Below are 18,731 nucleotides of genomic sequence, written 5' to 3'. Positions count from 1 at the left end.
ATTTAAAGGAAGAGAGTGTCACCCAAGTCAGGTGTCACTCTCTTTGTTTTTACGCTAACCAAAGATTACTGAAACAACTGATTAATAATAAACTAATAAACAAGAATGCTAACATGAAATCATTCTTTTCAATAGTAACCTTATGATAAAAAACCCTTCTTGGTTCTCCTGTGAAACCCCTTGCTTCCATAGCAAATGCAACTTTCTCCGCTTTACGAACAGCTCCAGCGAGCATGGGGATTAGTACGCGCCGTAAACCTATTATTCTCTTGAAAATATTTGATTGGTCATCTAATCCCCTAAGTTTCTGCACCTGTTGAACTAGTATAAATTCATCCTTTAAGAGGGGTAGAAATTGATAACCAACCATAATTCCGTAAGCGATTTTTGGAGATAGTTTTAACTGCTGCATTAGGCTACGTATAAATATAATTGGATCGGTAGTTAAAGCAAATAACAAGCTTAGGCTAGAAAAAGCTAAAACGCGAAAGCTTAGGGACAAGGCGTGATTCAGTTGACTCATAGTTATTTCAACAGAACCGATAGACCAAAGAACAGGACCAGTCCTACTGTCTGCAAATAAAAGAGTAGTCCAAAGATAGCCAAATGCTGCTATAAAAAATGGTAGCATCAGTAAGCCCCATTTTCTCCAGGATATATGGCTTAAAAAGATTTGCACCAAAATAATACTTAACCAAAAAATAAGTGGAGTCCATGGATTGAAAAAAAACGCAAGTGTCAGCATGCAAATCATTACTATCACAAACTTAACAGACGGATTCATCCTATGTAGGCTAGTGTGCATAGAGAGCACCTCGTCTAGGTGAGAGTAATTGATGTTCTAGCAGTAAATCTTCTTTACCCCAAAAGCTGTCAGAGTGATATTTTCCTGTAATTGCTCCGTCTTTCATTAGTAAAATGGTGTCTGCAACCTTATAAGCAAACTCCATATCATGTGTAACAATTAGGAAGGTAGTACCTGCCTTAGAACGATTATCAATTACTTTAAACAGTTCGGCTAAAGTAGCGGAGTCCTGGCCAGAAGTAGGCTCATCCATCAGTATCACTTCACGATTCTGACAAAGCATAATGGCTATAGCTAGGCGCCTTTTTTGCCCATGACTGATTGAAAAAGGATGTGCATCTGAAACAGTAGATAAATTCAGTCGCTCCAACATTTCCTCCGTATTTTGAACACCACCGAAAGAAACCTCTTCCTTCACTTGCCCTGTAATAAACAAAAATTCTGGTGATTGAGGTACATAGCCTAACATGCTAGGCTTTACTTTGCCATTAGAGGGTAAAATACCAGAAAGAGCCTTCAATAATGTAGATTTCCCACTGCCATTTGGTCCAGCTAGCACTGCGATTTCTCCTTTATTTAAAGAGAATGAAGTTGGCTGTAAAAAATGCTTTGTACTAATATTTTCCACATGCAGAGACTTTTCTGCTTGAACCATGCTCTTCCTTTTGGTATAGCTTTCATACGGAATTCTATCTTCCTTTAACTTAATTGTTCGATGAAAGAAGTTGTCCCATAGGTCGAGTCTATGCTCAATCGCTAAGATGGTTATACTCGATTTTTGCTGAAGTAAGTCCAACCATTCAATATATTGTTTTGCGGTATACGGGTCCAGATGGGTGATAGGCTCATCTAACAATAATATTTCTGGCTCCATAATCATTGCACAAGCAGTGGCAACCCTTTGCTTCATACCTCCAGAAAGCGATTGAATGATGGAATGTCGATAATCCGTTAACCTAGTTAACTCCAATACTTCAGAAATCTTCGTCTCCATTTCTTCCTGTGCGACGAGTAAATTCTCTAAAGTAAAAGCAAGCTCTTCCTCTACAGTTGGCATACAAAATTGTGCATCGGGATCTTGAAATACTGTTGCGATACGATGATTGACCTCGCCAGGTCGATAGGAATCATTTTCTTTACCAAAAAGTTCTATTCTACCGGACACTATGCCATCGCAATTTTCTGGATAGAGACGATTGCACAAATAAAGTAAAGTGCTCTTTCCGCAGCCGCTTGGTCCGGTTATGACGACACGCTCTCCTTTTTCGATAGACATAGAAAAGTTTGATAGAACAGCAGTATCCTTGTCTGGATAAGAAAAGGTGACATCTTCAAAACGGATAACTTTAGGCACGAATATCACCTTTTTTTGAACGCGAAATAGCATATCCTCTTAACGACCCAGTGGCAAGCAAGCCGTCAGCTACAGCTTTTCCACCTAAACCAGCAATGAGAGTTCCACTAAAAATACGAACAACTAGCATGAAAACTACATACCCAGTTGTATAAACGGCAAATCCTCCTAAGAAATAGCCATACACAAAGCTAAAAACTGCGGATCCTGCTCCCGCAAGCATTAAAACCCAAAGATCAAACCGTTTGTAACGTGTAGCGGCGAATACAGCCTCGGCACCTAGACCTTGTATGACACCAGAAAGGATAAGACGTGGCCCGACGGCATTACCTAAAAGTACCTCTATTGCTGCTGCGATAGTTTCCGAGATAACCGCCGCCCCGGGTTTCCGAATGATGTACATACAGATAATTGAAACGATAAACCAAACACCAAAAATCCACTCATATGCGATTGGTCCGACGAAGCCAGACCAAATGTTTCCTACATGAAGGAAGAGTAAATAAACAATCCCAAACACCACTGCAAAGACCGACATTAAAACAATTTCTTTTAGCTTCCATGATTTAAGCATGGAGGTCATCTCCGTGAGAAGGGCTATTAATGCTCATCGATAAAGTCATCACTAAATGCTTGTGCTCTTCTGATCTAGCTCTGCTGAAGGCTGCCTCATAATAAGCAAACACGTCATGGATATCCCCATGAATCCCGCTAGCATAATGCATAGATTCATTGAATACACCCTTCACTTTAGCGTGCTCAATCTCTCTGTAGATCACATCCATATAGTTAGGATTGTTCATAGGGTATAAAGCAAATTGAGAAGAAACATATTGGTTTGTTTCATCCTTATTTGTCACTTCATTTCCCTTGTCTAAATAAACGTCAGCAGTGGTGTCGCCAGGACAACCCGCTGAGAATGTTCCAGAAAGAGCTACATGTACCCCTGTTTTGGCAGCATTCAGAGTAATAGATTTTGCCACATTAAATACATGAACTTGTTTTCCTCTGATAACGGTTGAGACATCATCCGTATGCATCCACACATTGGATACATCTGTATTCTGTAGTGCACCTTTAATAATGCTTACAAAATCATTGCTCATCGGATGTAGGGAAAAACGAAACCCTACAATTGGACTTAAACCACATTCCATCCTAAAAACCTCCCTCAATTTTTTCATAAAAAAAAGCTACATCCGTGAAGATGCAGCCACTAACCCTTATGAAAAAAGGAAAGTCACCGCACTTCCTCACGCAGGTATTATCCTGATCGAGTAATAAGGGATCGGAGCTAAAAAGCTCTCATCACAGCCAAAGTGGGCACCCCTAGTGCAGAAACGGTATGTAGTTTTACAGTTGTGTATAAATTTACACAATTTGTTTTCTTTATGTGCCCACAGTATAGCGTATAAAAATATAATTGTAAATATGGTTGAATTCTTTTCTCTAATCGTCCATGCTTAAATTATCAGAAAACATAAGGGGGAAACTAAATGAACAAAATTTTTATTACTCGAAAATTACCGGAGGAAATTGTACAGCCATTAAGAGAAAAATTTGAGGTGAATATGTGGCACAGCGAGGAAACTCCAATGGATTATGAAGATATAAAAAAGGAGGCAAAGGACGTCCATGCCCTGTGGACGGTTCTCTCTGATAAAGTGGACCGGGAACTTATAGAAAGTCTACCGAATTTAAAAATTATCAGTAATCTAGCGGTTGGCTTCAATAATATTGATGTGGAAGCAGCGAAAGAAAAAGGGGTTATGGTAACAAATACTCCTGGTGTATTAACTGAGACAACTGCAGACCTAACCTTTGCGTTGTTATTGGCTACTGCTCGTCGTATTACCGAAGCAGAACAAGATATTCGTGCAGGTAAATGGAAATCATGGACACCGATGCAGCTGACGGGAATGGACGTTTTTGGAGCTACGTTAGGAATCATAGGCATGGGAAGAATCGGTGAAGCGGTAGCAAGACGTGCGAAGGGTTTTAATATGAAAGTCTTATATCATAATAGAACAAGAAAATTAGAGGCAGAGCAACAAAATAACTTTACATATGTGGAGCTAGAAACATTATTGCAAGAATCTGATTTTGTTGTAATATTGACACCTCTAACTCCAGAAACTAAAAGGATGATTGGAAAAAAAGAGTTAGGATTGATGAAGGAAACCTCTGCTCTTATTAATGTTGCACGTGGCGGAATCGTAGATGAGCAATCCCTTTATGATGCCCTCCTAAATAAAAGAATATGGGCCGCTGGACTAGATGTTTTTGAGACGGAGCCTGTTCCTTTAGATCATCCACTCTTAACCTTGCCTAATGTTACAGTCCTACCCCATATCGGCAGTGCAAGTATTCATACGAGACTTGCTATGATGCAAATAAATGCTAAAGCAATTGAAAATGTTTTAGAGGGACAAGAACCTGACAATCGAGTTGTTTAAAGGAAAAAAATTATAATCTAGGCTGCCATGAATCCAGTATTCATGGCATTTTTTATGAGGTAAGAAAGGTGTAAGTATGCGACGGGGATGGCTTATCGCTCACCCCACAGAAAGTGTCCACCTGAAATCAAGCTTACTATCCTATGTCCTAATCTAGTAGAAAGCAAGTGAGCATGCACTTTTCAATTAAAACTATACAAAAGCACTATCTATCAAATACTTGATAAAAATTACTGTTTTTAAACGAGAATATTGTACAATATTTACCTATTTATCTAATCGTATTGGTCTACTAAATTAATGCTAAATATTCAGATTAAAATAAAAAATTAACAACTATCTCTTTAAGTAATTTGCAATATACAAATTTGTTTAGTAGTATTAGTAGTTATAAATTAGGCGTCCTTTAATTTCAGTATTAGGAAGTTTAATTGTTTTGAAATTTTAGCAGTTATTTTATAAGTATTGAAGGAGGAACGATCGAACGTCTAATTTAAAAATTGAATGAAAAGAGGTAGTCAGACTAATGAAAAAAATTATGTTATTTTTTTCACTTTGCATGCTTTTAGTACTTACAGCTTGTGGCAACGAGACAAGCAAAGACAGTATTGAGGTGATTAAGTTTGCTGATGCAGGATGGGATAGTATACGCCTACACAACAGCATTGCTCAAACTATCATCGAAGAGGGTTATGGTTATGAAACCGAGGTAACAAGTGGAACAACAGCAGCTACGATGCAATCACTTGAAAAGGGCGACATAAATGTCTATATGGAAGTATGGACCGATAACATTAAAGATGTCTACGAAAAAGCAATTGAAAGTGGAAATATCATGAAGGTAGCTACTAATTTCGCTGATAACGCGCAAGGATTATATGTTCCAACTTACGTGATAGAGGGAGATGCAGAACGAGGTATTGAACCAATCGCTCCAGATTTAAAGACAGTTCAAGACTTAGAGAAGTATCCAGAAATTTTCCAAGATCCCGAAGATAGCAGTAAAGGCCGAGTGGTCGGAGCTCCATCTAGTTGGGTAGTAAGTGAGTATTTGGGGACGAAACTTGAAACATATGGCCTTGACGAACAATATAACTATCTGGCACCCGGCTCTGATTCTGCAATTGTTGCAGATTTAGCAGGAGCATATAAAAAAGGGGAGCCTTGGGTAGGATATTATTGGTCACCAACGTGGGTAACAGCTAGCTACGATTTAACTCTATTAGAAGACGCACCTTACGACGAAGCAAAATGGAATGAATCAAAAGGAACTGAGTTTCCACCAAATGATGTAGTTATTGCAGTTCATAAGGATTTACCAACACAAGCTAAGGACGTAGTAGACTTTTTAAGTAAATATGAAACTAGTAACGATTTAACGGAAAGTGCATTAGACTATATGCAGGAAAATGATGTTGAAGCAGATGAAGCCGCTATTTGGTGGATGAAAGAGTATGAAGATATTTGGACAGCTTGGGTGTCCGAAGAAGTGGCTGAAAAGGTAAAAGCTTCTTTGAAATAATTCATTACTTAATCTAACTAAAGAAAGGTGGTTGTGGCTGTACTTTTACAGTCCCATTCTATGACAGAATTTCCAAACGTACGATTTCCAATAGGGGATGTAGTAGAGAAATTCGTGGATTTTCTTGCCATGAATTTTGATGCATTCTTTGATTTTATCTTTATCATCTCGTCCTCCATGATTAAAGGTCTTGAGGCGGGTCTACTAGCGATTCCTTGGTGGTTATTTATTGTTATCATCTTTTTAATTGGATGGTTTTTTAATAATCTATATGGAGGACTGCTATATGCAGCATTTATCTTCTTAATTGGATCCTTTGATTTGTGGCCAGAAACAATGACCACCATTTCCATCGTTTTAATCTCCGTAATTTTGTCTCTTGTTATAGGCATACCACTAGGAGTTGGAATGGCTTTTAGTAAATCCATGTCCAGAATCATGCGTCCGATATTAGACGCGATGCAGACAATGCCAAGCTTTGTCTACTTAATACCAGTAATTTTCTTCTTTCCGCTCGGAAATGTACCAGCAGTTATTGCAACAATCATTTATGCATTACCACCAGTAATCCGTTTAACAGAATTAGGTATCCGAAGTGTAGATAAAGAGATTGTAGAATCTGCACAATCATTCGGCTCCTCTTCCTCTCAAATGCTCATGAAAGTACAACTACCACAAGCCTTACCTACAATTATGGCAGGTATAAATCAAACAACAATGATGGCGCTAGCAATGGCGGTTGTTGGTTCTATGGTTGGTGCGCAGGGACTTGGAGAACGAGTACTCTTTGCAATTAACCGAATAGACATCTCACTAGGTTTTGAAGCTGGGATCAGTATTGTTTTCCTAGCGATTATCATCGACCGCGTTACCGGAGGAATTGCGAATCGCCTTCAGAAACATAGGAGGGATGCCGCATGACAGTAAAATTAAAATTAGAAAACGTATCGAAGATTTTTGGGTCTCGACCTAAAAAAATTATTCCGATGGTAGAGAAGGGTGTACCAAAGGAAGAGATATTAGCTAAAACAGGGCATACGGTCGGAGTGTACAATGCCTCAATGGAAATCATGGAGGGAGAGACCTTCGTGATTATGGGGTTATCAGGAAGTGGTAAGTCTACCCTAATTCGTTGTTTAAATTTATTGAATAGACCTACTTCTGGCGCTATATACGTCGATGGAGAAAATGTCGTGGATTACAATAAGACACAGTTAAAATACTATCGTCAAAAGAAAATAGCTATGGTATTCCAGCATTTTGGGCTGTTTAGCCATCGTACGGTATTAGAAAATATTGAGTATGGTTTAGAGATAAGAGGAATGTCTAAGAACGAGCGCCAGGAAATTGCTCAGAAACATCTAGAAACAGTTGGTCTTAAAGGTTATGAAAACCAATATCCAGATGAACTTTCTGGAGGTATGCGCCAGCGAGTAGGTATCGCCAGAGCACTTGCTAACGATCCAGATATACTATTAATGGATGAGCCCTTCAGTGCACTTGACCCATTAATCCGTAGAGAAATGCAGCTCGAGCTTCTTGATATCCAAAATCGCCTTCAAAAGACAATAATCTTCATCACACATGATGTCAACGAGGCTTTTAAAATTGGGGACCGTGTTGCGGTTATGAAAAACGGAAAAGTTGAGCAAATTGGCACTCCAGAAGAGATTCTGGAAAATCCGGCAAGTAGCTATATATCAGAGTTTATACGAGATATTGATCGCACTAAAATTCTTCAGGCAGAGCATATTATGTCTAAGCCCAACGGATTAGTATCATTAAAGGATGGACTAAATGTTGCAATCCAGGTGATGAGAGAGAATGGGAACTCGAGTGCTTTTGTGGTAGACAGAAAGCGTCAGTTGCAAGGTATCATTACCATTGACCAGGCTATCGAGGGCATGAAGCAGAAGAAATCCTTACAAGAAACAATGTCAAAGGATGTGAATACAGTCCATCCTGAAGAATATGTACAAGACTTGATTCAGCAAGTCCTTGATTCTAAGTATCCTCTTGTTGTAACAGACGAGGAAGGAACGATGAAAGGAATGATTTTACGCGTTCACGTTTTGGCAAGCTTAATAAGTGATCCTGTAGAGGAGCCTGAACAAAAAGCGTAAGTAGGAGAGCCCAAAAACGATTAATTCGTCTTTGGGCTTTTCTATGAATTGAATTAAAAACGTTTATTTTTTTCAAAAATGTTCACAGGTTATCTATTGTAAAATTGGATTTTTTTAACTAAACTAAAGATAGTAAGAGATGATTTGTGAACTACTAAAACAATAATGTAAGCGCATTCAATCAAACCGAGGAGGTAGTTGGAATGAGACTTCAAGACAAAGTAGCGGTAGTAACAGGTGCGGGTTCAGGTATGGGAAAGGCGATTGCAGTTCTCTATGCTAAAGAGGGGGCTAAGGTCGCTGTTTCGGATTTAAACGAAGAGACGGCGAAGGCTACGGTCGACGAGATTAAAGCAAATGGTGGAGAGGCAATAGCCATAACTGCGAATGTTGCAAAGGAAGATGATATTCAAAATCTGATTGATACGACGGTAAATACGTATGGCACTGTTGATATTTTAGTGAACAACGCAGGTATAATGGACAACTTTGAGCCTGCTGGGGATATCGAAGATAGCAACTGGGAAAGAATATTTTCAGTTAATACTACGAGTGTCATGCGTTCCACACGTAAGGTATTACCAATCTTCTTAGATAAGCAAAAGGGAGTTATTATCAATGTAGCCTCTGTTGGTGGACTACAAGGATCTAGAGCTGGCGGTGCTTATACTGCTTCTAAGCATGCAGTAGTGGGGTTCACTAAAAATACTGGATATATGTATGCGGACCAAGGCATTCGCTGTAATGCAATCGCACCGGGTGGGGTAGAAACTAACATAAATAATTCTATGACGAGTGTGAGTGAAAAAGGAATGGGGCGTATTCGATTAGGAATGGGCAACAATCCAAGAATGGGTAAATCAGAAGAGATAGCAACTGTAGCATTATTTCTTGCTTCTGACGATTCAAGCTTTGTTAATGGAACTGTCATAACAGCAGATGCAGGCTGGCTTTCCTATTAAATATCTTCAGAAAACCCTTCTCCATTATGGAGGAGGGTTTTTCAATACCAGGATTAGATAATTCTGATGTTAACAACCACAAGCAATTATATAAGTGGATAATAGGCATCATACTTTGGGTGGCAATAATATGGTGGTCTTGCTCCAATTTCAGGCAGTGCGAATGGCTTGGCATTCGAGTTATATTGAACATGTACTTTTTCATCTGAGTAATTTGTGAGCAGCATTTCTGCTTCTTGGTTAAGTATTAGGTTATCATTCAACTGCATTCCTCCTTTTGATTAATCTATTCTTCTAATAAAATCTGGCATCGACTTCAAAAGAGAGACATTCACCTTAGAAAGAAAACTCACATAAAATGATTTGATATTTAAATCAGAAGGGAGATTTTATTGGAACCGCATGAGCACAATCAAAACTACCCTATGTATCCAAACTACGGTAAAATAACTAAATTCCAGGAAGTCCCTATTACGGTACGAGAGCAACGACAGTTAAGACAACCAGGACTTGAACGCCTTATGCATCCAAGACCTATTATTGAAAACCCAAGCTATGTAGGTTCGCGGAAGCTTCAAGGAAAGGTTGCGCTTATTACAGGGGGTGATAGCGGGATGGGGGCGGCTGCAGCTATTGCCTTTGCTAAAGAAGGTGCAGAAGTAGCAATTGCTTATCTTGATGAGCAAGAGGATGCCCTACGCACGAAAAACAGAATCGAAGAACTTGGACAACGCTGCTTGCTTTTACCGGGAGATTTGAGAAACAAAAATCACTGCAAACACATAGTAGAAGCAACCGTTCAGGAATTTGGGCAGCTTGATATTCTATGTAACCATGTTGGAATCCAGTTCCAACAGCTAAGTCTTCTAGATATTACAGATGAGCAATTTGACGATACCTTTAAGGTAAATATATATTCCCATTTCTATACCACAAGAGCTGCCTTAGCATATTTGAAGCCGGGAAGTTCTATTATCAACACTGCCTCAGTCGTAGCATATGAGGGACATAAGCATTTGATGGACTATACTGCTACTAAAGCTGCTAATGTAGGGTTTACTCGGGCACTTGCTAATAACCTAGTAAGCCAAGGGATTAGAGTCAATGCAATTGCTCCAGGAAAAATTTGGACACCACTGATCCCAGCTAGCTTTTCTGCAGATGAGGTCACACAAGCTGGCAATCCTATGGAGCGGCAGGGTCAACCATTTGAGCTAGCACCTACTTTTGTTTATTTAGCTTCAGATGATTCTCGGTTTGTAACTGGCCAAACACTTCACGTAAATGGCGGGCAAGTGACTTCTTCCTAAAAGCAATAATTTAACTCTTCTAAGGCCAACTCACTCGTGATTTGGTCTTATTTATGAGTGGTTCTTCAAAGGAGGTTCTTAAAATGAATGAATATCTAAAATTCATGTTTCCAATCAATTAAATACTAAATTTTCCTGTATTGAGTTTATCAGCCATGTTTTTAGGCTATATAGATAAAATGAATGTCGAATTTTGTTATTAAACACAAAGTGTTACGCACATTCATCTTTTAAAGGAGGTCTAGTATGTTAAAAAAAGTATTATTTTTAGCTGCACTTAGTTTACTACTTGCAGCCTGCTCAGATGAAGAGACAACAGTGAAGAAAGATAACGATGTTGAGGGAAGTGAGAAAGAAGTTGTTGAAGATGAGGAGTTCTCACTTGAGGTAACAGATGAAGAATGGCTAGCATTATCTAACCAAAGCAAATGGTGGGAGGAAAATGAACTAACTGAGCCAGAATTTGGACAAGCAGTAATTGTTCAATTTGACGAGGATACTATTCCAGAAGTCGTTATTCCTTATACGCAAGCTAAAGAGGAACCCCAAGGCCTACTAATAGGGAAGTATAATGAGACTGAGGAAAAGTGGGCAATCTCACAAAACATACCTATCGAAAACAATATGAAAATAGAAATATTAAACGATAAAATAACATTTAATAATGGATCTGAGCTACTCATCACACAAGAAAGTGACAATAAAAATAAAACACTAGCAACTTATAAATACTCTAAAACAGATGAACAAGTAATTGCTGAGCACAGAATTGCCGTAGATGTGGACCAAGCTATCGAAATTGATACAGAGGGTAACACAATTAGCTATTTTGTTAAAGGAGAAGAGAAACAAGAGACATTAGAGGAGTAACCTTACAGGCGCAGACAAAGATTATGTTTGAGCTACTTCCATTTATAAGCAAAGAAAATGCTCTGAGGTCTTAAAGGACTTTAGAGCATTTTTTGACAGAACACTAACCATTGGTTATAATATAACCAATGGTTAGTTGGGGTGTTTAGATGACAAATAGACAAAGTGCACGTTCAGACGAAACAAAGAAAGAAATTATCAATGCAGCAGAGAAATTATTTTCTCAAAAGGGCTATGATGCTGTTACCATACGAGAAATTGCAAAGTTGGCCGGATGTTCTCATACCACTATTTACCTTTACTATAAGGATAAAGAGGCTCTTCTCTACAAGTTGTCCATGCCACATCTGAATGATTTATACATTCAAATGGAACAAACGCTTCAACAAACGAATGTATCAGCAGAAGAAAAATTAAAAACAATTAGCAAAAAATATATTTACTTCTGCCTACAAAACAAAAGTATGTATAGCATATTTTTTAACGAAATGTCTTCTAGGGTAGATGAAGAGCCGGTGACGGAAATAAATAAATTACGTCTTTCTATATTTAATTTGTTAAAAACAGCTGTTACAAATTGTCTGCAAATTAAATCAGAACAGCAAATTCTAGCCTATTCTCGTATATTTTATTTTCATTTAAATGGCATACTTAGCACCTATTCCTACCAGCACGAGCCGCTTGAAGTGCTAATGGAAAGATTGATTCCGACATTCGATTTGGCAGTAGAGATTATGTTAGAGGGTATGAAGGGGAAATGTATAGGGGGAGAAAAAATTGAAGATTAAACAGGTTTCAGAAAATATTTGGAGCATAAGATCTTGGATGATATGGCTAGTGATACCTGTTCAAGTATGGGTAGTGGAGGAGGAGGACGGTGTTACGTTAGTGGACGCTGGCTTACCAAAAATGGCTAAGGGAATATTGGGGTTTATTGAACAGCTAAACGCTGGACCCTTGAAAAGAATAGTATTGACGCATGGGCATGCAGATCATGTGGGTGCAGTTGAGCACATTGTAAAGGGGAAGGAAGTTCCGGTATTTGCACACGCAAAAGAAATCCCGTATGCAGAGGGCAAAATACTCTACCCAAGACGAAAAAAGCTCGAGCAGAATCTTCCTAACGGACTGACACAGTCTTTGTATGAATTAGCAGGAGAGCTTCAAAATGTAGGATCACTTAAGCCAGTATATACTCCTGGTCATTCCCCAGGGCATGTGGTTTACTACCATGAGTTAGATGATGTTCTTTTGGCCGGAGATTTATTTACGACGCGCAATGGAAAACTGCATCAACCTATGCCAATGTTTACTGGAGATATGAAGCAGGCTACAGAAAGCGGAATTTCTGCCATAAATGATATAAGGCCGAAACTGCTAGAGGTTTGTCATGGAAAAACAATAGATAATCCGTTTGATGGCATTACTACTTACATTAATCAAATGAAAAAAACTTTAAAAGCAAAGCTCAATTAAGAAATAATATCATAAAATCCACTTTGCCGATAAAACACGGATAATTGAAGAATGACTACTTTAATGAAATATTATAGCTTGAATATAAAAAACAGTCCCCGAGAGAATTCGGGGACTGTTTTTTATAATATTTCATTGTAAAGAATGCCTTCATCATTAAGCTGAATGACTTTTAAATAATTCTCGTCTTTAACAAAAACACTTTTATATGTTTTATTGCCATCAGAATCTTCAAAGAAAATTATTCGTGACCCTTTGTTATCCGTCTCAATATCTGCCACATATACTTGTAAATCAATAATGTCATCTAGAATTGGGTATTCAGGAAAGTCCTTTAGTACTTGATTTTGCTTTGGTAGTTCTGCTTTAGAGCTGTTTTCGGTGAGTGTTCCATCTGTAGCTTTTTCTTGTCCATCGGAGCAACCAGCAAGTAGTGACAAACCTACCATAGCAACTAATAACTTTTTCATTTTGCATGACTCCTTTATTATTTATTTAATTGTATTTAGAGAATATATCACTATTTATAATTATGAAAAAATTATTCCTTGAATAGTTATCCTAGAATACTGAATTTAGTAAGTCAAATGATACCCCTTATTCTTTGTCACCAATTTAGAAAAAAAATAATAATATAAGCAGATAAATTAAATAATTTGAAGTTACATTTAGGAGTGTGTTTATGCCTGCAATTAATGGAAAACAGTATATAGAACGCATAAATAGGTTGAATTCTGAAGTATGGATTGATGGAAAGCAAGTAACAGGCAACATATCAGAGCATCCGGCATTCAAAGGCATTATGAAGACCCAGGCGGCGTTGTTTGATATGCAGCATGACCCTCAATACAAAGAAATATTAACCTATGCTTCGCCAACCACGGGAAATTTAGTCGGCTTGTCCTTTTTGGAGCCTAAGTCAAAAGAAGATTTGGCAAAAAAACGAATGATGGTGCAGGAATGGGCTCGAGTAACTCATGGATTGATGGGTAGAAGTCCTGATTATATGAATACGACCTTAATGGCATTTGCCTCTTCTGTTAAATTATTAGAAGGCAAAAAAAACTGTTTCCCTCAGTATTTCCGATCTTACTATGAATATGTACGAGAAAATGATTTAACTTTGACTCATAGCTTTATCGAGCCCCAAGTGAATCGAGCGTATTACTATTTAGAAACTGCAGAGGAGCCGATTGCGGCAAAGGTTATTGGTGAAAATGATCAAGGAATCATTATAAAAGGAGCGCGCCTTCTTGCTACACAGGGTGGAATTACCGATGAAATATTAGTACTCTCTACAGGTTCTTCATTAGAGGAAGGAAAGGGCTATTGCTTTTCTATCCCAAGTAATACGAAGGGAGTAAAGTTTATATGTCGTGAGTCACTAGTTGGTGGTGAGTCAACCTTCAATTATCCACTTAGCTCCAAGTATGAAGAGATGGATACCATTGTAGTCTTTGATAATGTGTTAATCCCTTGGGAGCGTGTATTTTTTTATGATGATACGACCGTTGCAAATGACTTTATGATTAGTAGCTCCTTCCACTCATTCTCCCTTCATCAGGTGATAGCACGACAGATTATTAAAACTGAATTTGTCCTAGGAATTGTACAATCAATTATTAAAACTATTAATATAGCAGAGTACCAGCACGTGCAGGAAAAGGCGACAGAGGTGATCGTCGCATTAGAATCATTAAAAGCTTTGTTAATGAAGTCGGAGATGGAAGCGAAAATCAATAGATTCGGACTCATGGAGCCAGATCGATTAACATTGCACGCAGCTATAACTATTTTTCCACGTATCTACCCAAGGCTGACAGAAATCATTCAGCTATTAGGAGCCAGCGGACTTATGTCTATTCCAACAGAAAATGATTTTAACTCACCCATTAGAAAGGATCTCGATCATTATATGCAGGCTAAGGCTGCCTCTGCTGTAGAGCGGGTAAAATTGTTTCGACTAGCCTGGGATCTCACGATGAGTCCATTCGGTACAAGGCAAACTATATATGAGCGATTTTTCTTTGGAGACCCAATACGCGTAGCAAGCCTGCTATACTCTGAATATGATAAAGAGCCTTATGTTCAACGTATTAACGATATTTTATAGAGCTGCTTTAAATCTAGAGGAAATCTGGCTGAATAGGACGTTTACTATTGATTAAAGCTGATAATCGGTCAACTGCTCACAGAATTCTAACTTATAACCATATAATTTAGAAAGGCAAGAATGCATGATTTCAGCATTCTTGCCTTTAGCTATTCTGACTAAACTTATTTCTTTCTTCTAATAAGAGAGGAGTTGACCTCTTTCATCGAGGCAAACCCAGATAAAGCTAAAGTTACATCAATATCATTAATCATATTACGTAAAACATGCTCTACTCCTTGTTCTCCTGCAACAGCTAGGCCATAAATAAAAGGTCTGCCAAGTAGAACTACATCTGCTCCAAGTGCCTTTGCTTTTACGACGTCAGAGCCCCGTCTGATCCCGCTGTCCAATAATACCGGAATCTTCCCCTGGACGACTTCCGCAATGGATGGTAGGGCCTCTAGTGATGAAATACACCCATCTAGCTGTCTGCCTCCATGATTTGAGACTATAATTCCATCGACTCCGTGGTGTAAAGCTTTTCTTGCATCTTCCTCATGAAGAATACCCTTAAGCAAAATAGGGAGCTTTGTATGCTCCTTAATAGTTTTGAGATTCTCCCATGTTAATGAAGGATTAAAGATAATATCTACAATATTCTTGATGACCTCTGGATCGTCTGCAGAAGGAGGACTAGCAAACCTACCTTGAAAGACAGGGTCGTGTAAGTAGTTTGCAGCTCCTTTTCCCAATTTTAAAGGAGAATAACGATTATTCAAGTCACGCTCTCTATTACCAAGAAGAGAGGTATCAATCGTTATTACAATAGCCGAGTATCCTGCTTTTTCTGCTCGACGCACCATACTTATTGCCATTTCTTCATCGTTTGACCAATACAACTGATACCAACGAGGGGTGTTTCCTAGGTTGGCGGCAATATCTTCTAAAGGATAAGAGGATAATGTGCTAGCTATAAAGGGTACTCCACAAGCTGCAGCAGCACGTGCTGAAGCCAGCTCACCCTCTGGATGAAAAATACTTTGAACGCCGATTGGTGCAAGTGCAAAGGAGGAAGGAAAGGTAGTGCCTAGTAAAGTAGCTGAAGTGTCCCTGAAGCTCACATCATTCAAATACTGGGGCACGATATACCAATCCTCAAAGGCCGCCTCATTGGCACGAAGCGTGCTTTCATTGCCGGCTCCGCTATGGACATAGGTAAACGGCCCTTTTTCAATAGACTTGGAAGCCATTTGCTCTAACAGAGAAATAGAATGTGGTAGTTCCACATGAGAAATAGAACTGATCATACATATCATCCTTTCAAAATTTAACTAGTTTTTTTCCCTAAATATGCCTCGACAACTCTTGGGTCCTCCAGTAGGTTACTCGCTTCACCGTTAATAATTATTTTTCCTGTCTCCATGACATAACCATAGTCTGCTACTTTAAGAGCCTGCTTCGCATTTTGCTCAACCAACAAAACGGTTGTACCGCTATCTTTAATTTCACGAATCATTTTAAAAATATCCGCTACGATTAAAGGTGCAAGACCCATAGAAGGCTCATCCAATAGCAAAAGTTTCGGCTTAGATAGTAGAGCTCTAGCTATAGCAAGCATTTGCTGCTGACCACCAGAAAGGGTGCCTCCTAATTGGTCCTCACGTTCTTTTAAAATAGGAAATTGTTGCATAACATTTTCGATATCCTTTTTTATGTCCTTATCATTTCTGTGGAAAGCTCCCATTTCCAGGTTCTCGAGAACTGTCATCGTAGAAAGGATAGCTCGCCCTTCTGGAACAAGGGCGATACCTTTTCGAACAAGCTGATCTGGTCTCATACCTGTAATGTTTTCTCCTAAAAATTCAACTGTTCCCTTTTGCGGTTTTAACAGACCGGCAATTGTTTTCATCGTAGTCGTTTTCCCAGCGCCATTTGCACCAAGTAGGGTTACAATCTGCCCCTGCTCTACTACTAGGTTCACATTTTTAAGAGCCTGTATTTTCCCGTAAAATGTTTCAATACCAGATACCTTAAGCAATTTCTTCATCCTCCTCTGAGCCGAGGTAAGCTTCAATTACATCTTGATTGTTTTGTATTTCCGTTGGAGTACCTTCAGCAAGCTTCTTCCCAAAATTTAAAACGGTAATTCTGTCGCAAAGCTTCATAACAAAAGGCATGTCATGCTCTATCAATAAAACAGTAACTCCACGCTGTTGAACCTTTTTGATCAAATCAAATAAATTCTCTGTTTCTGTTTCATTCATGCCAGCTGCTGGCTCGTCTAATAATAAAAGCTTTGGATTACTTGCCAAGGCTCTGGCAATTTCCAATCTTCGTTGCTGACCGTAAGCTAAATTTTCTGCAATGGTATCTTCATATCTCGATAGACCTACTAACTCTAGTAATTCTAAAGCGACTTCATGGTTACTCTTTTCTTCATGCTTTTGAGATTTGGTTCTGAGTACGCTTGTTAAAACACCAGATTTATTTCGACAGTGGGCACCTACTAAAACATTTTCCAAAACAGACATTTGAGAAAATAACCTTATATTTTGAAACGTACGACAGATGCCTTTATCAGTGATTTTATGTGGCTTAATACCAGAAATATTTTCTCCGAGAAAAAGAATTTCCCCAGAGGTAGGGGCGAACATATTCGTAATTACATTAAACATAGTTGTTTTACCAGCACCGTTAGGGCCGATTAAGCCGAATATCTCTCCTTCGTTGATTTGGAAAGAAACATCAGTTAAAGCAGAGATACCACCAAAGTTTTTAGTTATATTTTTTAGCTCTAATACCATTGGAGTCCCTCCTTTTAAATGTAAATGTTCTCTTTAGCCAATTTAATACCGGGACATCTATAATTCCTTGAGGGCGGAAAGCCATCAACAAAATAAGAATTATTCCGTAAATCATGTATCTATATTCACTGATGAATCGTAATGCTTCTGGAAGAAGTGTCATAAAGGTTGCGCCGAATATTGCTCCCCAAATAACCTCACTTCCGCCAAAAATGGAGAATATTAAAATATCTATTGCACGGTGATAAGCGAAATCTGCTGGACTAATATAAGCTAATACATGGGCATATAAAGCGCCTGCGAAGCCTGCTAAAATAGCTCCCTGGGTAAAGGACAGTACTTTGTAGTAAGTGATATTAATACCCATCGCTTCCGCGGCTTTTTCATCCATTTTAATAGCAGCGTATGCTCTGCCTACACGTGACTTGTTCTGTCTGATAAAGAACCAAATGATGGAAATAGTAATTATTAGTAAAACAAGTACAACTATTAAATAGATAGCTTGATTGTTTTTAAGACCAAGCATATCTGGGTCAAAGCCTAAGTCTCTTAAAAATTGAAAAAGTTCTCTACCAAGATGGGGTATACCTGACAATCCAACCGAGCCCTTCGTGACAGAGTCCCAGTTTACAAAGATTACTCTAATTACTTCCCCAAAGCCTAATGTTGCTATAGCTAGGTAAACCCCGCTTAACCTTAGAGCAGGTATACCGATTAGAACCCCAAAAGCACCTGCAACTAAAGCGCCTAAAATAATACTTATATACAGAGGAACCTCAAAGTTGATAGTCAGTAGTGCAGACGTATAGGCTCCGATACCCATGAAGCCTGCATTTCCTAAAGATAATTGTCCAGAGGAAAGCGTTATGTAAATGCTTATCCCTAATATAATATTGATAAGAATGAAAGAGATAATTTGTAGATGGTATGGGTTTAAGATTTCTCCTAGCATGT

20 protein-coding genes and 1 riboswitch are annotated in these 18,731 nt (G+C 38.6%); of the genes, 10 read left to right on the top strand and 10 right to left on the bottom strand.

The window, feature by feature from the left end; translation table 11 throughout:
• Positions 1-49: 49 nt before the first annotated feature.
• Genes D0S48_RS11055 through D0S48_RS11040 form a run of 4 tightly spaced genes read right to left on the bottom strand, consistent with a single transcriptional unit; the run spans position 50 to position 3,316 of the window.
• Entirely contained in the window at positions 50-745 is a 696-nt protein-coding gene (locus D0S48_RS11055; RefSeq protein ID WP_255475395.1) for an energy-coupling factor transporter transmembrane component T family protein, read from the bottom strand.
• Between the two features lie 49 nt (positions 746-794).
• The gene (locus D0S48_RS11050; protein ID WP_225321609.1) at positions 795-2,159 is read right to left on the bottom strand and encodes an ABC transporter ATP-binding protein; all 1,365 of its coding nucleotides are present in this window, start codon (positions 2,157-2,159) and stop codon (positions 795-797) included.
• On the bottom strand, positions 2,152-2,733 hold the full coding sequence (locus D0S48_RS11045; RefSeq protein WP_144538389.1) for an ECF transporter S component: 582 nt from the start codon (positions 2,731-2,733) through the stop codon (positions 2,152-2,154). Before D0S48_RS11045 ends, D0S48_RS11050 begins: the two co-directional genes overlap by 8 nt.
• Complete coding sequence (locus D0S48_RS11040) at positions 2,726-3,316, bottom strand: YkoF family thiamine/hydroxymethylpyrimidine-binding protein (protein WP_144538579.1); 591 nt, start codon at positions 3,314-3,316, stop codon at positions 2,726-2,728. The genes D0S48_RS11045 and D0S48_RS11040 overlap by 8 nt, the downstream gene beginning before the upstream one ends.
• 76 nt (positions 3,317-3,392) lie before the next feature.
• Positions 3,393-3,500: riboswitch (TPP riboswitch) on the bottom strand.
• 155 nt (positions 3,501-3,655) lie between these two features.
• Here D0S48_RS11040 and D0S48_RS11035 point away from each other — a divergent pair.
• From D0S48_RS11035 to D0S48_RS11015, 5 genes are all read left to right on the top strand, one after another.
• A complete protein-coding gene (locus D0S48_RS11035) occupies positions 3,656-4,615 on the top strand; it encodes a 2-hydroxyacid dehydrogenase (RefSeq protein ID WP_144538390.1) in 960 nt (319 codons plus the stop codon).
• A gap of 526 nt (positions 4,616-5,141) precedes the next feature.
• Entirely contained in the window at positions 5,142-6,137 is a 996-nt protein-coding gene (locus D0S48_RS11030) for an ABC transporter substrate-binding protein (RefSeq protein WP_144538391.1), read from the top strand.
• 33 nt (positions 6,138-6,170) lie between these two features.
• Positions 6,171-7,058, top strand: a complete 888-nt coding sequence (locus D0S48_RS11025) for an ABC transporter permease (protein ID WP_318245411.1) — start codon at positions 6,171-6,173, stop codon at positions 7,056-7,058.
• The gene (locus D0S48_RS11020) at positions 7,055-8,260 is read left to right on the top strand and encodes a quaternary amine ABC transporter ATP-binding protein (RefSeq protein ID WP_144538393.1); all 1,206 of its coding nucleotides are present in this window, start codon (positions 7,055-7,057) and stop codon (positions 8,258-8,260) included. Before D0S48_RS11025 ends, D0S48_RS11020 begins: the two co-directional genes overlap by 4 nt.
• A gap of 203 nt (positions 8,261-8,463) precedes the next feature.
• The gene (locus tag D0S48_RS11015; protein WP_151111674.1) at positions 8,464-9,222 is read left to right on the top strand and encodes an SDR family oxidoreductase; all 759 of its coding nucleotides are present in this window, start codon (positions 8,464-8,466) and stop codon (positions 9,220-9,222) included.
• 86 nt (positions 9,223-9,308) lie between these two features.
• Here D0S48_RS11015 and D0S48_RS11010 read toward each other — a convergent pair whose 3' ends face one another.
• Entirely contained in the window at positions 9,309-9,485 is a 177-nt protein-coding gene (locus D0S48_RS11010) for a hypothetical protein (protein WP_225321608.1), read from the bottom strand.
• Between the two features lie 162 nt (positions 9,486-9,647).
• Here D0S48_RS11010 and D0S48_RS11005 point away from each other — a divergent pair, with 162 nt between their 5' ends.
• The 4 genes from D0S48_RS11005 (at position 9,648) to D0S48_RS10990 (ending at position 12,878) form a co-directional block, all read left to right on the top strand.
• Positions 9,648-10,532: an SDR family oxidoreductase gene (locus D0S48_RS11005; protein WP_144538580.1), complete on the top strand. Its 885-nt coding sequence runs from the start codon at positions 9,648-9,650 to the stop codon at positions 10,530-10,532.
• Between the two features lie 246 nt (positions 10,533-10,778).
• Positions 10,779-11,402, top strand: coding sequence for a hypothetical protein (locus D0S48_RS11000; RefSeq protein ID WP_151111672.1), 624 nt, complete (start codon positions 10,779-10,781; stop codon positions 11,400-11,402).
• A 149-nt stretch (positions 11,403-11,551) separates the two neighbouring features.
• On the top strand, positions 11,552-12,190 hold the full coding sequence (locus tag D0S48_RS10995) for a TetR/AcrR family transcriptional regulator (RefSeq protein WP_151111670.1): 639 nt from the start codon (positions 11,552-11,554) through the stop codon (positions 12,188-12,190).
• Positions 12,180-12,878, top strand: a complete 699-nt coding sequence (locus D0S48_RS10990) for an MBL fold metallo-hydrolase (protein ID WP_225321607.1) — start codon at positions 12,180-12,182, stop codon at positions 12,876-12,878. The genes D0S48_RS10995 and D0S48_RS10990 overlap by 11 nt, the downstream gene beginning before the upstream one ends.
• A gap of 122 nt (positions 12,879-13,000) precedes the next feature.
• On the opposite strand, the gene D0S48_RS10985 is transcribed toward D0S48_RS10990, so the two are convergent.
• Positions 13,001-13,348 carry a hypothetical protein gene (locus D0S48_RS10985; RefSeq protein WP_151111668.1) on the bottom strand — a complete coding sequence of 116 codons (348 nt, stop codon included), beginning with the start codon at positions 13,346-13,348 and terminating at the stop codon, positions 13,001-13,003.
• A 212-nt stretch (positions 13,349-13,560) separates the two neighbouring features.
• Between D0S48_RS10985 and hpaB the strand changes: the two genes are divergently transcribed.
• A complete protein-coding gene (gene hpaB / locus D0S48_RS10980; RefSeq protein WP_151111666.1) occupies positions 13,561-14,991 on the top strand; it encodes a 4-hydroxyphenylacetate 3-monooxygenase, oxygenase component in 1,431 nt (476 codons plus the stop codon).
• Between the two features lie 164 nt (positions 14,992-15,155).
• Here hpaB and D0S48_RS10975 read toward each other — a convergent pair whose 3' ends face one another.
• From D0S48_RS10975 to D0S48_RS10960, 4 genes are read right to left on the bottom strand one after another with little or no spacing between them, the layout of a single operon-like run.
• Entirely contained in the window at positions 15,156-16,280 is a 1,125-nt protein-coding gene (locus D0S48_RS10975; RefSeq protein WP_225321606.1) for an alpha-hydroxy-acid oxidizing protein, read from the bottom strand.
• 20 nt (positions 16,281-16,300) lie between these two features.
• Positions 16,301-17,011 carry an ABC transporter ATP-binding protein gene (locus D0S48_RS10970; RefSeq protein WP_144538402.1) on the bottom strand — a complete coding sequence of 237 codons (711 nt, stop codon included), beginning with the start codon at positions 17,009-17,011 and terminating at the stop codon, positions 16,301-16,303.
• Entirely contained in the window at positions 17,004-17,777 is a 774-nt protein-coding gene (locus D0S48_RS10965) for an ABC transporter ATP-binding protein (RefSeq protein WP_144538403.1), read from the bottom strand. The genes D0S48_RS10970 and D0S48_RS10965 overlap by 8 nt, the downstream gene beginning before the upstream one ends.
• A complete protein-coding gene (locus D0S48_RS10960) occupies positions 17,749-18,729 on the bottom strand; it encodes a branched-chain amino acid ABC transporter permease (protein ID WP_144538404.1) in 981 nt (326 codons plus the stop codon). Before D0S48_RS10960 ends, D0S48_RS10965 begins: the two co-directional genes overlap by 29 nt.
• Positions 18,730-18,731: the final 2 nt, after the last annotated feature.

Source organism: Psychrobacillus sp. AK 1817 (assembly GCF_008807035.1).
Lineage (GTDB): Bacteria > Bacillota > Bacilli > Bacillales_A > Planococcaceae > Psychrobacillus > Psychrobacillus faecigallinarum.
This window is presented reverse-complemented; position numbering and strand designations above follow the sequence as displayed.

Excerpts from the sequence above, each read along its gene's own strand:
- D0S48_RS11055 (WP_255475395.1), bottom strand. The coding sequence starts at position 745 with ATGCTGACACTTGCGTTTTTTTTCAATCCATGGACTCCACTTATTTTT.
- D0S48_RS11045 (WP_144538389.1), bottom strand. The coding sequence starts at position 2,733 with ATGCTTAAATCATGGAAGCTAAAAGAAATTGTTTTAATGTCGGTCTTT.
- D0S48_RS11040 (WP_144538579.1), bottom strand. The coding sequence starts at position 3,316 with ATGGAATGTGGTTTAAGTCCAATTGTAGGGTTTCGTTTTTCCCTACAT.
- D0S48_RS11035 (WP_144538390.1), top strand. The coding sequence starts at position 3,656 with ATGAACAAAATTTTTATTACTCGAAAATTACCGGAGGAAATTGTACAG.
- D0S48_RS11030 (WP_144538391.1), top strand. The coding sequence starts at position 5,142 with ATGAAAAAAATTATGTTATTTTTTTCACTTTGCATGCTTTTAGTACTT.
- D0S48_RS11020 (WP_144538393.1), top strand. The coding sequence starts at position 7,055 with ATGACAGTAAAATTAAAATTAGAAAACGTATCGAAGATTTTTGGGTCT.
- D0S48_RS11015 (WP_151111674.1), top strand. The coding sequence starts at position 8,464 with ATGAGACTTCAAGACAAAGTAGCGGTAGTAACAGGTGCGGGTTCAGGT.
- D0S48_RS11005 (WP_144538580.1), top strand. The coding sequence starts at position 9,648 with ATGTATCCAAACTACGGTAAAATAACTAAATTCCAGGAAGTCCCTATT.
- D0S48_RS11000 (WP_151111672.1), top strand. The coding sequence starts at position 10,779 with ATGTTAAAAAAAGTATTATTTTTAGCTGCACTTAGTTTACTACTTGCA.
- D0S48_RS10995 (WP_151111670.1), top strand. The coding sequence starts at position 11,552 with ATGACAAATAGACAAAGTGCACGTTCAGACGAAACAAAGAAAGAAATT.
- D0S48_RS10985 (WP_151111668.1), bottom strand. The coding sequence starts at position 13,348 with ATGAAAAAGTTATTAGTTGCTATGGTAGGTTTGTCACTACTTGCTGGT.
- hpaB (WP_151111666.1), top strand. The coding sequence starts at position 13,561 with ATGCCTGCAATTAATGGAAAACAGTATATAGAACGCATAAATAGGTTG.
- D0S48_RS10975 (WP_225321606.1), bottom strand. The coding sequence starts at position 16,280 with ATGATCAGTTCTATTTCTCATGTGGAACTACCACATTCTATTTCTCTG.
- D0S48_RS10965 (WP_144538403.1), bottom strand. The coding sequence starts at position 17,777 with ATGGTATTAGAGCTAAAAAATATAACTAAAAACTTTGGTGGTATCTCT.
- D0S48_RS10960 (WP_144538404.1), bottom strand. The coding sequence starts at position 18,729 with ATGCTAGGAGAAATCTTAAACCCATACCATCTACAAATTATCTCTTTC.